This is a genomic window from Calidithermus chliarophilus DSM 9957 (assembly GCF_000430045.1).
Lineage (GTDB): Bacteria > Deinococcota > Deinococci > Deinococcales > Thermaceae > Calidithermus > Calidithermus chliarophilus.
This window is the reverse complement of the sequence record NZ_KE387023.1, coordinates 97,707-110,084: the sequence shown is the minus strand read 5'-3', so window position 1 is coordinate 110,084 and position 12,378 is coordinate 97,707. Positions and strand designations below refer to the sequence as shown.

Sequence of the window (12,378 nt, the reverse complement as noted above, 5' to 3'; positions counted from 1 at the left end):
GAGGGGAGGAGCGCGATGCCCTACGTGAGCGACGGCCGCAAACTCATCGAGCACGCCTTCCGGCACGGCTACGCCCTGCCCGCCTTCAACTTCTGCAGCCTCGAGATGGCCAAAGCCTGCGTGGAGGCCGCCGAGGAATTGCAGGCGCCCGTCATCCTCCAGACCTACCCGGCCGACCTCTCCTTCGGCTCGCCGCGGGTGATGGCGGCTATGGTCCGGGCGCTGGCGGAGGAGGCGGGCGTGCCCGTCATGCTGCACCTCGACCACGGCGGGGGGCTGGGGGCGGTGGTGGAGTGCCTGCGGGCGGGCTACTCCTCGGCGATGCTCGACGGCGGGGGGATGGCCCTGGCACAGGTGCTCGAGGCCACCCGCCGGGCGGCGGAGGTCGCCCACGCCGCGGGGGCCGCGCTCGAGGTCGCCGCCGAGAGCTTCAACCCGGGCGAGGCCGGGGCCACCGACCCCGAGGAGGCGGCGCGGGTGCGCGAGGCCGGGGCCGACATGGTGGCCTGCGCGGTGGGCTCGGAGCACGGGCGCCACAGCCGCCTGGACCTGGGGCGGCTCGAGGCCGTCGCCGGCGCGGTGCGGGGCCCGCTGGTGCTGCACGGCGGCAGCGGCGTCGAGCCCGCCGACCTCGCCCGGGCGGTGGGGCTGGGGGTGGCGAAGGTCAACGTGGGCTCGGCCTCGTACCGGGCTTTGCTGCGGGTCTGGCGCGAACGTGCGGGCGAGCTCTCTACCCACCGCGCGGTCTACGCCGAGGCCCGCGCCGCCGTGGGCGAGCAGGCCAGGAACTACATCGCCCTGCTGGGCGCGGCGGGGAAAGCCAAACTGTTCAGCGCGTGAGAGGTGAATATGCCGGAGAGTTTCGGGGTGGCGTTGTTGGGCGCAGGACGGATGGGCATGGAGCACGCCCGGACCATGCTGGGCTTGGCCGAGGCCCGGGTGCTGGCGGTGGCCGACCCCAACACCCGGGCGGCGGAGGCAGCCGGGGGCTTGCTGCGGGCCGAGGCGGTGTACGCCGACCCCGAGGAGGCAATCGCCCACCCCGGGGTGGAGGCGGTGGTCATCGTCACGCCCACCGATACCCACGCCCGCTACATTGAGCTCGCGGCCCGCTCGGGCAAGGCCATCTTCTGCGAGAAGCCCGTGGCCAAGGACCTGGGGGAGACCCGGCGGGTGCTCGAGGTCGTCGAGCAGAAGGGCGTGCCCTTCCAGATCGGCTTCCAGCGCCGCTACGACCCGCCCTACCGCCAGGCCAGGGACAAGATCGAGGCGGGGGAGGTCGGGGAGGTCGAGCAGTTCATCGCGGTCATGCGTGACCCGGCCCCCGCGCCGCTGGAGTACCTCGCGGGCTCGGGGGGCATCTTCATCGACCAGTCCATCCACGACATCGACTGCGCGCGCTTTTTGGTGGGGGAGGTGGAGGAGGTCCACGCCTGGGGCGCGGTGCGCGTAGACCCCAGGATCGGCGAGATCGGCGACGTGGACACCACCAACCTGAGCCTGCGCTTCGCGGGCGGCGCGCTGGGGGTCATCCAGAACTCCAGGCGCGCGGTCTACGGCTACGACGTGCGCACCGAGGTGTTCGGCTCGAGGGGCAAGCTGGTGATGGACGCGACCCCCAAGACCCCCCTGTGGCAGTACGGCAGCGGGGTGAGCGCCGACCACTACCACTTCTTCATGGACCGCTTCAAGGAGGCCTACCGCCTGGAGCTCGAGGCCTTCTTCCGCTCCCTGAGCAAGGGCGAGCGGCCCACCCCCGGCGGGCGCGACGCGCTCGAGTCCCTCCGCATCGCCATAGCTGCCACCCGCAGCCTCAAGGAGGGGCGGGCGGTGCGGCTGGAGGAGGTCGGGTGAGCTCGCCCAACCACCTCAAGCCCCGCGCCGGGCCCGGCGTCGTCGTCGAGGCGAGCCCGGCCACCGTGGGCTGGAAGTACCTCTCCTTCCGGGTCGTCGCCCTGCCCGCGGCTGCCCTTTACCCCGGCGACACCGGGGGCCAGGAGATGGCGCTGGTGCCGCTGTCGGGCGAGCTCTGGGTGAGGGCCGGGGACGAGGCCTTCGAGCTCGGGCGCGAGAGCGTCTTCGCCGAGCTTCCCTCGGTGCTGTACCTGCCCCCCGGCACCCGCTTCGAGGTCGAGGCCCGCACCGGCGCCGAGTTCGCGCTGGGGGGCGCGCCGGCCGAGGGCCGCTACCCGCTGCGCCTGTTCCGCCCGCAGGAGATGCGCGTGGAGATGCGCGGGGGCGCCAACGCCACCCGCCAGGTCTCGCACGTCCTGGGGCCGCACCTGCCCGCCGAGCGCCTGCTGCTCTACGAGGTCTACACGCCCTCGGGCTTCTGGTCGGGCTGGCCGCCGCACCGCCACGACGGGCGCATGGGCTCGCTGTACGTCGAGGAGACCTACTACTACAAGATCAGCCCCCCGTCCGGCTGGGCCGTCCACCGCAACTACAGCCCCGAGGACGGCCTGGACGAGCTCTTGCTGGCCCGCGACGGCGACCTGATCCTGGCCCCCAGGGGCTATCATCCGGTGAGCGCCCCGCCGGGCTCCAACGTGTACTACCTCAACTACATGGCGGGCGAGGCGCTGGACGCGCAGCGGGCCACGCCCCCGGTTGATGACCCACAGTGGGGCTGGATGCGGCAGGACTGGGCGGGGAAGCCGCTGAAACTCCCCGTCGGGGGCGGGCCGGAAGGGGAAGGGGGTAAGGGGTGAAGAGGTGAAAAGGCAAAAAGGTGAAGAGCCCGGCCGGTTACTCGCTTTTCACCTTTTTACCCGTTAACCTTTTCACCTGGGTCTTTATGAAAACCGAGGACCGGCGCAGGAAGATCATCGAGCTCTTGGAGCAGAAGGGCTCGGTGCTGGTGGAGGAGCTCGCGGCGGAGTTCGGGGTGAGCCAGGTGACCGTCCGCAAGGACCTCAGCGAGCTCGAGGAGCGCGGGCTGCTCCACCGCACCCACGGCGGGGCGACCTTCGCCCACAAGAGCCTCTTCAACCCCTCCTTCCGCGAGAAGCTCCACCTGCAGCAGGCCGAGAAGCAGGCCATCGCCCGCGCCGCCCTGGAGCACATCGAGGAGGGCGACTCCCTCATCCTCGACGCGGGCACCACCAGCCTGACCTTAGCCCGGCTCATCAAGCACCGCTTCCGCTCGCTCTACGTCATCACCAACTCGGTGCCCATCGCCCTCGAGCTCGCCGAGACCCGCTGGGACGTGCTGCTCACCGGCGGGCAGGTGCGCCACCACAGCATGGCCCTCATCGGCCCGGCCACCGTGCGCGCCCTGGAGGTCTACCACGCCGACAAGGCCTTCGTGTGCGCCACGGGCGTCTCGGTCCACAAGGGCTACAGCACCCCCAACCCCTACGAGGCCCAGACCAAGCAGGCCATGATCCGCTCGGTGGACACGGTCTACGCCCTCGTCGACTCCAGCAAGCTCGGCCGCGCCACCCTGGCGAGCTTCGCCGCGCTCGAGGAGGTCCACCTGCTCATCACCGACCCCGCCGCCCCCCGCGACTTCCTGCAGCACCTGGAGCGCCAGGGCCTGGGCTACCGGCTGGCCGAGCTCGAGGCCGGCCCCGCCCTCAACCCCGCGTCCAGGGCGGGTTGAGCGCCACGACCCGCGCGTGCTGCGGGCAGTCGGGGTCGTGGGCCCCGTTCAGGTAGCCGGTGCTGAGCAAGAACTCCCGCACGATCTCGCCGCCGGTGAAGACGAAGGTCTTCTTGAAGAGCTTCTGCCACTGCAGGGGCTCGAGCGGGTGGTGGTGGTCCAGCCAGGCCGCGAAGGAGCCGTGCTCCTCGCGGATCTTCAGCAGCCGCCGGGCGTTCTCGACGGCGGCCTGCACCTTGAGCCGGTTGCGGACGATGCCGGGGTCGGCCAGCAGCCGCGCGCGGTCGGCCTCGGCGTAGGCGGCGACGCGCTCGAGGTCGAAGCCGTCGTAGGCCCGGCGGAAGGCGGCCCGCTTCTTGAGGACGGTCTCCCACGACAGCCCGGCCTGATTGATCTCCAGCACCAGCCGCTCGAAGAGTCGGTGGTCCTCGCGCACCGGGAAGCCGTACTCGAGGTCGTGGTAGGCGGTGTGCACGGGGTGGAGCTTGCCCGAGCGCACGGCGGCGCAGTAGCTGTGGGCCATTACTCGCCCCCGATGGGCCTGGCCCGGGACGTGACCAGGGCCAGCTTGTCGGCCCGCCGGGCGGGCAGGTCCAGCGCCGCCCGGACCAGCCGCCGGACGGCCTGCTCCGGGAACTCCCCCTGCCGGAGGCTCAGGTAGCGCACCTGGCTCCCCGTGCCTTCCAGCAGCCGCTGGGGGTCGGGCAGGAGCACCCCGAACTCGAAGCCCAGCCGCACGTGGTCGGCCTGGGGGAAGATCGCGCAGAAGTACCCGGCCCGGGGATGGGTGTAGCCGATACCGCGCCAGACGGGGTAAACCTTCTCGCGGGCCTCGGGCACGCTCCCGCGCACCAGCCGCCGGAGGCGCTCCACGAGGGAGCGCACCTCCGGGGTGTGGTTCATCAGCAGCTCGCCTATTTCCATTCAGACCTCGAGCCTGGGTTCGACGTGCAGCATGGAATCCTGCGCGGCGTCGATCAGCTCCATGAAGGGGGCCATGCCGGGCGCGTCGGCCATGCCCTCCAGGGCCTGCATGGCTGCTTCCAGGCTGCTCCAGTGCAGGATATCTACCCACGTTCCGCCGGCGTCCTTGCCCAGCTCGCGCTTCAAGAAGCCCGGCATGCGCTTGAGCTCGGGGTTCAGCGCCGCGGCGGCCTGCAGGAACGCTTCGTCGGAAACGCCTTCCTTGAGTTTGAACACGACGACCTCGATGGCCGGTTTGCTCATCTGGCTACCTCCAGCCGTGAGTGTAGGGCGCTCCACTGACAGCCCTATGTCAGGAGTCCAGCCGCTCGAGTATCCGCTCGAGCACTTCCCGCACCTGCTGGCGCAGCCCAGGCGGGGCCAGCGGCTCGGCGGCGACCCCCCAGCCCAGCAGCCAGGGCACCATCTCGCCCAGTGACTCCACCCGGTAGCGCATCACCACGCCGCCGGCCTCGGGGGCTTCGTCCACGAAGCCGTAGTGCTGCCGTTCGCGCACCCAGCGCGCCACCTCGCGGGCGAAGCGGACGCGCACCTCGAGCCGCGGGGCGGGGGCGGGCTCGAGGCTGCGGGGCTCGAAAACCTCCTCCAGCAGCCGCAGTTCTTCGATGCGGTCGAGCCGGAAGCCCCTCACCCCCTGGCGCAGGCGGCAGTAGGCGTCGAGGTACCAGGCCCCCTCGGAATAGCTGAGCCGGTGGGGCTCCACCTCGCGCCGGCTGAGCCGGTTGCGGTTTTGGCCGTGGTAGGCCAGCCACACCACCCGCCGCTCGCGCAGGGCCTGTTGCAGGATGGCCAGCCGGGGCTCGTCGAGGTCGAAGGGCTGGCGGGGCAGCATGAAGCTCACTGCCTGGGCGATCTGCTCGGCTTCGGCGCGGGTGGCCTCGGGCAGGGCGACGGCGAGCTTGGCCAGGGCCTGCTCGAGTTCTTTGGGCAACTCGCCGGTGCTGTGGGCCTGGAGCATCCGCGCGGCCAGAAATAGCCCCCTGGCCTCGCGCGGGGTGAAGACCAGGGGCGGCAGGTAATAGCCCTCCATCAGCTCGTAGCCCCCGCCCGGGATCGAGACGATGGGCACGCCGCCCTCGTTCAGGGCCATGATGTCGCGGTAGACGGTGCGCTCGCTGACCTCGAAGAGGCGGGCCAGGTCGGCGGCCCGCAGCCGCTTGCGGCGTTGCAGCAGGAGGGTGATGGCGAAGAGCCGGTCGATGCGGTTCATCCGGACCCACGGCGCCGGGGCTAGTCCAGGCAGGCCTCGACGAGCAGGAACTTGTACAAGTAGTCCTTGCCCTCGCCCGTCTCCGCGCCCGCGTAGCGCTCGAGCAGCGCCGCGATCTCGGCGCGCAGGGCCCTGGCCTGCTGCTCGGTGAGGCTCAGGCAGCCCCACTTGTTGAGGACCCTGGGCTCGACCGGCTGCCCGCTGCGCGGGAACAGCTCCAGCCGCGGCGTCTCGTCCCCCCGGCTGAAGCGGATGTACCAGCCCCCGGCGTTGTTGCTGGTCAGTCGGATGATCGAGCGCCGCTCGATCCGCTCGAAGTCGCGGCTGTTGAGGATGAGGATCTCCTCGTCCGAGCCCACCGGGACGCGCTCGAGGGGGATGGTGAAGACCTCGGCGGTCGCGCGGTAGAGCGGCACGTCGTGCTTGCCGCGCTTCTCCACCCGCACCTTCTCGACGAGCCCCAGGCGCAGCATCTTCTGCAGCCAGTAGCTCATGTGGCTCTTGCTGATCCCGACGGCCCGGGCGGCCTCGGCCAGGCTGGCCTCGCGGCCCATGAAGGGGTAGAGGTGCCGCACGCTCGCCGGCTGCACGAAGAACAGCGCCGCCTCCGGGTCCTCCAGGTTCCGGGTCCTGCACGCCACCCCTTGGCTCATGGTCGAGAAATTCTATCACTCAAATCCCCCCGTTCTATTTGCACGACCGGCGGTGCTACGGTGTCGGAAAGCCATGAACACGATGAAAGCCGCCATCTACAAGTCCTACGGCCCCCCCGAGGTCCTCAAGATCGAGCGCGTCGAGGTGCCCGCACTGCAGGACGAGCACGGCGACCGGGTGCTCGTGCGGGTGCGCTACGCCTCGGTCAACCCCTTCGACTACCTGCACCGCAAGGGCTACCTCCCCGTGCGGCCCTCCCACGGCTTTATGAAACCCAAGACCCACAAACTGGGCATCGACTTCGCCGGGGAGGTGGTGGCCGTCGGGAAGGACGTGACCCGCTTCAAGGTCGGCGACGCCGTCTTCGGAAACTGCTTCGGCTCCCACGCCGAGTACGTGCGCGCCCGCGAGGGCGCGATCGGCCGGATGCCCTCCAACCTCACCTTCCGCGAGGCCGCCGCCGTCCCCACCGCCGCCATCACCGCGCTGCAGGCCCTGCGGGACGTAGGCCGGATAAAGAAAGGGCACCGGGTCCTGGTCTACGGGGCCTCGGGCGGGGTCGGGCACTTCGCGGTGCAGATCGCCAAGTTCTACGGGGCCGAGGTGACGGCGGTGTGCAGCACCCCCAACCTCGAGTGGGTCAGGGGTCTCGGGGCCGACCGCGTGATCGACTACACCCAGGAGGACTTCGCCCGGCGCGGGGAGAAGTACGACATCATCCTCGACGCCGTGGCCAAGCGGACCTACCTCAGTTGCAGGCGCGCCCTGAGCGCCGACGGCGTCTACATCACCGAAAACCCCCTGAAGCCGGGCTTCCAGATCTTCCAGATCCTCTTCGCCCTGCTGACGAAGAACAAGCGGGCGAGGACCCACCTCTCCGAACCCAACGCCAAGGACATGGACTTCCTGCGCGAGATGGCCGAGGCGGGCAGGCTGAGGCCGGTGATCGAGAAGACCTACCCCCTCGAGCAGATCGTCGAGGCCCACCGCCACGTCGAGCACGGGCACACCCGGGGGAAGGTGGTCGTCGAGGTCCACAAGGGGTGAAGGGAGGGCGGCCCCCGTGGCCCCCTTCTTCAAACGAGCCGGGGCAGGCCGCTGGGCCTGCCCCTACAAAAGTGCTCCGTCGGCTCAGCCCACGGCCGCCTTTTGCCGCTCGGCCAGGTAGAGCCAGGTCTCGAGCACGCTGTCGGGGTTGAGCGACATGCTCTCGATGCCCTGCTGCACCAGCCACTCGGCGAGCTCGGGGTGGTCGGAGGGGCCCTGCCCGCAGATGCCGATGTACTTGCCCATCTTCTTGGCCGCCTGGATGGCGCGCGCGAGCAGGAACTTCACCGCCTCGTCCTGCTCGTCGAAGAGCTCGGCCACCAGCCCCGAGTCGCGGTCGAGGGCCAGGGTGAGCTGGGTGAGGTCGTTGGAGCCGATGGAGAAGCCGTCGAAGAGCTCCAGGAAGGCCTCGGCCAGGATGGCGTTGGAGGGCACCTCGCACATCATGATGAGCTTCAGACCGTTCTGGCCGCGCACGGAGCCATCCGGCTCCGAAACCTGCCTCTCAAGGCCGTGGGACTTCAGGATCTCGATCACCTGCCGTGCCTCACCCACGGTGCGCACGAAGGGGATCATGACCCATACGTTGGTCAGACCGAACTCGTCCCGTACTTTTTTGAGTGCCTGGCACTCGAGCGCGAAAGCTTCGGCGAAGTCGGCGCTGCGGTAGCGCGAGGCACCCCGGAAGCCGATCATGGGGTTTTCCTCCTTGGGCTCGTAGAGGGTGCCGCCCAGGAGGTGCGCGTACTCGTTGGACTTGAAGTCCGACAGCCGCACGATCACGGGGTGGGGCGCGAAGGCCGCGGCGATCATCCCCACGCCCTCGGCCAGCTTCTCGCGGAAGAAGTCGGCGGGGGAGGCGTAGCCGGCGGTGCGCCGCTCGATCTCGGCCTTGAGGGCGGGCTCGAGGCGCTCGAAGTCCAGCAGGGCCTTGGGGTGCACCCCGATGACGTTGTTGATGATGAACTCGAGGCGCGCCAGCCCCACCCCCGCGTGGGGCAAGTTGGCGAAGCTGAAGGCCCGCTCGGGGCTGGCGACGTTCATCATGATCTTGACCGGGATCTCGGGCATCTTGTCGAGCTCGATGCGCCGCAGCTCGAACTTCGGGCTCCCCTTGTAGACCCGCCCGGTGTCGCCCTCGGCGCAGGAGACCGTCACGGCGTCGCCGTCGCGCAGCACGCGGGTGGCGTCGCCGGTGCCCACCACCGCCGGGATGCCCAGCTCGCGGGCGACGATGGCGGCGTGGCAGGTGCGCCCGCCCCGGTTGGTCACGATGGCCGCGGCCCGCTTCATCACCGGCTCCCAGTCGGGGTCGGTCATGTCGGCCACCAGCACGTCGCCCGGCTGCACCCGGTTCATCTCCTTGGGGGAGGAGATCACGCGCACGGTGCCCGCCCCGATGCGCGAGCCCACCGCGCGGCCCGTCACCAGGATCTCGGCCCGCTCGGTCATGCTGAAGCGCTCGATGACCCGCCCGCTGCGGCTTTGCACCGTCTCGGGCCGGGCCTGCAGGATGTAGATCTTGCCGTCCTGGCCGTCCTTGGCCCACTCGATGTCCATGGGGCGGCCGTAGTGCTCCTCGATGAGGAGGGCCTGGCGGGCGAGCTCGAGCACGTCCTCGTCGGACAGCGAGAAGCGGCGGCGCTCCTCGGGCGAGGTCTCCACCGTCTGCACGCCGCCCTCGCCGTAGACCATCTTCTGCAGCTTGCTGCCCAGGCTGCGCTGGAGGATGGCCTTTTTGCCCGCGCGCAGGGCGGGCTTGTAGACGTAGAACTCGTCGGGGTTGACCGCGCCCTGCACCAGCAGTTCGCCCAGGCCGTAGCTGGAGGTGATGAACACCGCGTCGCGGAAGCCCGACTCGGTGTCGAGGGTGAAGGCCACGCCGCTGGCGCCCAGGTCGCTTCGCACCATGCGCTGCACCCCGGCCGACAGCGCCACCTCCTCGTGGGCGAAGCCGTGGTGCACGCGGTAGGCGATGGCCCGGTCGTTGTAGAGCGAGGCGAAGACCTTTTTGACGTGCAGCAGCACGCCGTCCACGCCCCGCACGTTGAGGAAGGTCTCCTGCTGGCCGGCGAAGCTGGCCTCGGGCAGGTCCTCGGCGGTGGCCGAAGAGCGCACCGCGACGGAAAAATCAGCGCCGGACTGGCGCTGAAGGCGGATGTAGGCGTCTACGATGGCTACCTCGAGGGCCTTGGGTAGCTCGGCGGCCTCTACGGCGGCCCGGATGCGGGCGCCTACTCGGGCCAGCGCGTCCACGTCGTCGGTGTCGAGGCCCTGCAGGGCCTGGCGGATGAAGCCCTCGAGGCCGTTGTGGGCCAGGAAGTCCTGGAAGGCCAGCGCGGTGGTGGCGAATCCTCCGGGCACCCGCACCCCGGCTTGCGAAAGCTTGGCGATCATCTCCCCGATGGAGGCGTTCTTGCCCCCGACGTGGGGTAGGTCGTTCATGCTCAGGGTGTCGAACCAGCGAATGTAGGCCATGCCTTCCTCCTGCGCTCCAGGGTGCATTAAGCGGCAGGGTGTAAAAAGGCCGCCCCCGGTTCTTGTGTACACCGTTACGGGGCCTGTAACAAGCACACCTACACCACCGGCGCGGTGCTCCCGGGCCCGATTACACTTGGGGCATGGAGCCCCGTTCCCGCGCCGTCTTCATCGTTTCCGACCACACCGGCCTCACCGCCGAGGCGGTGGCCCGTAGCCTGCTGGCCCACTTCGAGGGGGTGCGTTTCGAATACTTAACGCGCCCCTTCACGGACACCGAGGCCGAGGTGCAGGCGGTGGTGGAGGAGATCACCGCGCGCTACCGCGGCGGGGGCGAGCGGCCCATCCTCTTCAGCACCCTCACCAACCCCGGCCTGCTGGCGCGGCTCGAGACCGCCCCCGCCCTGTTCTTCGACCTCTTCACGCCCTACCTGAGCGTGCTCGAGGCCGAGCTCGGCCAGCCCACCACGCCCCGGGTGGGCCGCTACCACAGCATCGGCGACGTGAGCGCCTACTTCACCCGCATCGACGCGGTGGACTTCGCCCTCACCACCGACGACGGGGTGGGGGAGAAGCACTACCAGCTCGCCGACGTGATCCTCATCGGGGTCTCGCGGGCGGGCAAGACCCCCACCTGCCTCTTCCTGGGCCTGCAGTACGGCATCCGCGCCTCCAACTACCCCCTGGCCGAGGACGACTTCGAGCGCCAGGAGCTGCCCGAGCCGCTCAAGCCCCACCGGGGCAAGATCTTCGGCCTCACCATCGACCCCGCCCGGCTCCACCAGATCCGCACCCAGCGGCGCCCCGGCAGCTCCTACGCGGCGCTCGAGCGCTGCGAGTACGAGGTGCGGCGGGCCGAGCAGCTCTTCCGTGCCAACGGCATCCGCTTCTTCGACACCACCGCCGCCTCCATCGAGGAGATCGCCACCACCATCGTGCAGACCGCGCACCTAACGCGGCGCATCGGGTAGGGCCACCCGGACCGGTCCAAACGCGAGGGCACCCGCCAGGGTGCCCGATAGGTCGGGGGGTCGAATCAGCACTCGGCCTGGGTCTTGGCCACGGGATGCCGCACAGTCCAGCGCCGCAGCAGGAACTCGAGCCAGCCCCCGCGCCGGGGCGCCGCAGCCCCCAGAAGGATTTCCTGCGTGTCGCGACCAGAAGCTGTGCCGGGACGGCTGCCCTCGAGGGTCTCTTCCATGAGTTCGCGGGCCAGAACCACCGAGACGAAGTGTTGATCAAGCATGGCTTCCTCCTGTGGGATTCAGACGGGGACGCATCTGAATCGTTTCAGTAGTATAGCATAGCGGGGATGGGTGTCAAGCCGGACAAGAAGGTCACGCTCAAGGACATCGCCGAGGCGCTGGGGGTGGCGACCTCCACAGTTTCCAATGCCTACAACCGTCCCGACCAGCTATCGCCCGAGCTGCGGGAGCGCGTCTTCGAGACCGCGCGGCGGCTGGGCTACTCCGGCCCCGACCCCATGGCCCGGGGGCTGCGCCGCGGCCGGGTGGGGGCCATCGGCGTGGTCTACCCGGACCGCCTGTCCTACGCCTTTACCGACCCCGTGGCCCCGCTGTTCATCCAGGGCATCGCCCTCGAGGCCGAACAGGCCGGCTACGGGCTGCTGCTGGTGGGCACGGCGCCCGACCAGAGCCTCACCCTCGCCGCCACCGCCAGCGTGGACGGCTTCGTGGTGCAGTGCTTCGCCGACGGCGACCCGCTGTACGAGGCGGTGGTCGGGCGCAAATTGCCCACGGTGCTCGTCGACAACTTCCGCACCGCACCTGGTTTCCCGTTCGTCACCGTGGACGACGTGGGCGGGGCCCGCGCGGCCGCCGAGCACCTTCTGGGGCTCGGTCACCGCCGCCTGGGGGTCGTCTCGCTGCAGCTAGCCCACGACAGCACTGGGGGGTTCCTCTCCCCGCCTCAGCAGTCCCGCGCCTCCTACGGCCCTACCCGCGCCCGCCTGCAGGGCTACCGGGCCGCGCTCGAGGCGGCCGGCCTGTCCTGGGAGCGCGACGTGGCCGTGTTCGAGTGCCCCGACAACACCCCCGAGGCGGGCCGGGAGGCGGCCGAGGCGCTGCTGCGGCTGGAGCCCAGGCCAACCGCCGTCCTGGCCATGAGCGACCAGCTCGCGCTGGGGGTGCTGGGCTACGCGGCCCAGCAGGGCGTCGCCGTGCCGCGCGAGCTCTCGGTCGTAGGCTACGACGACGCGCCGGTGGCGGCCCGCACGTCCCCGCCCCTGACGACGGTGCGGCAGGACCACGTGGAGAAGGGGCGCCGCGCCGGGCAGATGCTCATCGCGCATCTCGAGGGCCGCGAACCCCTGGAGCCCGTGGTGCTGCCCACCCGGCTCATCGTGCGGGAGTCCAGCGGGCCGCCCCCTCGCCCCTGAGCA

At 70.3% G+C, this 12,378-nt stretch carries 14 protein-coding genes; 7 read left to right on the top strand and 7 right to left on the bottom strand.

The window, feature by feature from the left end; all coding sequences use genetic code 11:
- Positions 1-15 precede the first annotated feature (15 nt).
- The 4 genes from MEICH_RS0100625 (at position 16) to MEICH_RS0100610 (ending at position 3,604) form a co-directional block, all read left to right on the top strand.
- On the top strand, positions 16-840 hold the full coding sequence (locus tag MEICH_RS0100625; RefSeq protein WP_027891016.1) for a class II fructose-bisphosphate aldolase: 825 nt from the start codon (positions 16-18) through the stop codon (positions 838-840).
- A gap of 9 nt (positions 841-849) precedes the next feature.
- Positions 850-1,854 (top strand): inositol 2-dehydrogenase, encoded by a 1,005-nt coding sequence (iolG, locus tag MEICH_RS0100620; RefSeq protein WP_051303814.1) that lies wholly within the window; start codon positions 850-852, stop codon positions 1,852-1,854.
- Complete coding sequence (gene iolB, locus MEICH_RS0100615; protein ID WP_027891014.1) at positions 1,851-2,711, top strand: 5-deoxy-glucuronate isomerase; 861 nt, start codon at positions 1,851-1,853, stop codon at positions 2,709-2,711. The genes iolG and iolB overlap by 4 nt, the downstream gene beginning before the upstream one ends.
- Positions 2,712-2,797: 86 nt before the next feature.
- The gene (locus tag MEICH_RS0100610; protein ID WP_027891013.1) at positions 2,798-3,604 is read left to right on the top strand and encodes a DeoR/GlpR family DNA-binding transcription regulator; all 807 of its coding nucleotides are present in this window, start codon (positions 2,798-2,800) and stop codon (positions 3,602-3,604) included.
- Here the strand turns inward: MEICH_RS0100610 and MEICH_RS0100605 are convergent.
- Genes MEICH_RS0100605 through MEICH_RS0100585 form a run of 5 tightly spaced genes read right to left on the bottom strand, consistent with a single transcriptional unit; the run spans position 3,579 to position 6,451 of the window.
- Positions 3,579-4,127 carry a DNA-3-methyladenine glycosylase I gene (locus MEICH_RS0100605; RefSeq protein WP_027891012.1) on the bottom strand — a complete coding sequence of 183 codons (549 nt, stop codon included), beginning with the start codon at positions 4,125-4,127 and terminating at the stop codon, positions 3,579-3,581. The genes MEICH_RS0100610 and MEICH_RS0100605 overlap by 26 nt on opposite strands.
- Complete coding sequence (locus tag MEICH_RS22875) at positions 4,127-4,528, bottom strand: DUF1801 domain-containing protein (protein WP_036218087.1); 402 nt, start codon at positions 4,526-4,528, stop codon at positions 4,127-4,129. Before MEICH_RS22875 ends, MEICH_RS0100605 begins: the two co-directional genes overlap by 1 nt.
- Positions 4,529-4,831: an antibiotic biosynthesis monooxygenase family protein gene (locus tag MEICH_RS22870; protein WP_051303813.1), complete on the bottom strand. Its 303-nt coding sequence runs from the start codon at positions 4,829-4,831 to the stop codon at positions 4,529-4,531.
- A 49-nt stretch (positions 4,832-4,880) separates the two neighbouring features.
- Positions 4,881-5,798 (bottom strand): helix-turn-helix transcriptional regulator, encoded by a 918-nt coding sequence (locus tag MEICH_RS0100590; protein ID WP_027891011.1) that lies wholly within the window; start codon positions 5,796-5,798, stop codon positions 4,881-4,883.
- 20 nt (positions 5,799-5,818) lie between these two features.
- Positions 5,819-6,451: a helix-turn-helix domain-containing protein gene (locus MEICH_RS0100585; RefSeq protein WP_027891010.1), complete on the bottom strand. Its 633-nt coding sequence runs from the start codon at positions 6,449-6,451 to the stop codon at positions 5,819-5,821.
- A gap of 73 nt (positions 6,452-6,524) precedes the next feature.
- Between MEICH_RS0100585 and MEICH_RS0100580 the strand changes: the two genes are divergently transcribed.
- On the top strand, positions 6,525-7,499 hold the full coding sequence (locus MEICH_RS0100580) for an NAD(P)-dependent alcohol dehydrogenase (protein WP_218916374.1): 975 nt from the start codon (positions 6,525-6,527) through the stop codon (positions 7,497-7,499).
- 84 nt (positions 7,500-7,583) lie between these two features.
- Here the strand turns inward: MEICH_RS0100580 and ppsA are convergent, their stop codons facing one another.
- A complete protein-coding gene (ppsA, locus tag MEICH_RS0100575; RefSeq protein ID WP_027891008.1) occupies positions 7,584-9,977 on the bottom strand; it encodes a phosphoenolpyruvate synthase in 2,394 nt (797 codons plus the stop codon).
- A 143-nt stretch (positions 9,978-10,120) separates the two neighbouring features.
- Between ppsA and MEICH_RS0100570 the strand changes: the two genes are divergently transcribed.
- On the top strand, positions 10,121-10,948 hold the full coding sequence (locus MEICH_RS0100570; protein ID WP_027891007.1) for a pyruvate, water dikinase regulatory protein: 828 nt from the start codon (positions 10,121-10,123) through the stop codon (positions 10,946-10,948).
- A 65-nt stretch (positions 10,949-11,013) separates the two neighbouring features.
- Here MEICH_RS0100570 and MEICH_RS0100565 read toward each other — a convergent pair whose 3' ends face one another.
- A complete protein-coding gene (locus MEICH_RS0100565; protein ID WP_027891006.1) occupies positions 11,014-11,223 on the bottom strand; it encodes a hypothetical protein in 210 nt (69 codons plus the stop codon).
- A 66-nt stretch (positions 11,224-11,289) separates the two neighbouring features.
- On the opposite strand from MEICH_RS0100565, the gene MEICH_RS22865 reads away from it, so the two are divergent.
- Positions 11,290-12,375: a LacI family DNA-binding transcriptional regulator gene (locus tag MEICH_RS22865; RefSeq protein ID WP_036218084.1), complete on the top strand. Its 1,086-nt coding sequence runs from the start codon at positions 11,290-11,292 to the stop codon at positions 12,373-12,375.
- Positions 12,376-12,378 lie beyond the last annotated feature (3 nt).

Bases quoted from the DNA above. Each gene is read 5' to 3' on its own strand.
- MEICH_RS0100590 (WP_027891011.1), bottom strand. From the start codon at position 5,798: ATGAACCGCATCGACCGGCTCTTCGCCATCACCCTCCTGCTGCAACGC.
- MEICH_RS0100580 (WP_218916374.1), top strand. From the start codon at position 6,525: ATGAACACGATGAAAGCCGCCATCTACAAGTCCTACGGCCCCCCCGAG.
- MEICH_RS0100625 (WP_027891016.1), top strand. From the start codon at position 16: ATGCCCTACGTGAGCGACGGCCGCAAACTCATCGAGCACGCCTTCCGG.
- MEICH_RS0100585 (WP_027891010.1), bottom strand. From the start codon at position 6,451: ATGAGCCAAGGGGTGGCGTGCAGGACCCGGAACCTGGAGGACCCGGAG.
- MEICH_RS22875 (WP_036218087.1), bottom strand. From the start codon at position 4,528: ATGGAAATAGGCGAGCTGCTGATGAACCACACCCCGGAGGTGCGCTCC.
- MEICH_RS0100565 (WP_027891006.1), bottom strand. From the start codon at position 11,223: ATGCTTGATCAACACTTCGTCTCGGTGGTTCTGGCCCGCGAACTCATG.
- iolG (WP_051303814.1), top strand. From the start codon at position 850: ATGCCGGAGAGTTTCGGGGTGGCGTTGTTGGGCGCAGGACGGATGGGC.
- MEICH_RS22865 (WP_036218084.1), top strand. From the start codon at position 11,290: ATGGGTGTCAAGCCGGACAAGAAGGTCACGCTCAAGGACATCGCCGAG.
- MEICH_RS0100605 (WP_027891012.1), bottom strand. From the start codon at position 4,127: ATGGCCCACAGCTACTGCGCCGCCGTGCGCTCGGGCAAGCTCCACCCC.
- ppsA (WP_027891008.1), bottom strand. From the start codon at position 9,977: ATGGCCTACATTCGCTGGTTCGACACCCTGAGCATGAACGACCTACCC.
- MEICH_RS0100610 (WP_027891013.1), top strand. From the start codon at position 2,798: ATGAAAACCGAGGACCGGCGCAGGAAGATCATCGAGCTCTTGGAGCAG.
- MEICH_RS0100570 (WP_027891007.1), top strand. From the start codon at position 10,121: ATGGAGCCCCGTTCCCGCGCCGTCTTCATCGTTTCCGACCACACCGGC.
- MEICH_RS22870 (WP_051303813.1), bottom strand. From the start codon at position 4,831: ATGAGCAAACCGGCCATCGAGGTCGTCGTGTTCAAACTCAAGGAAGGC.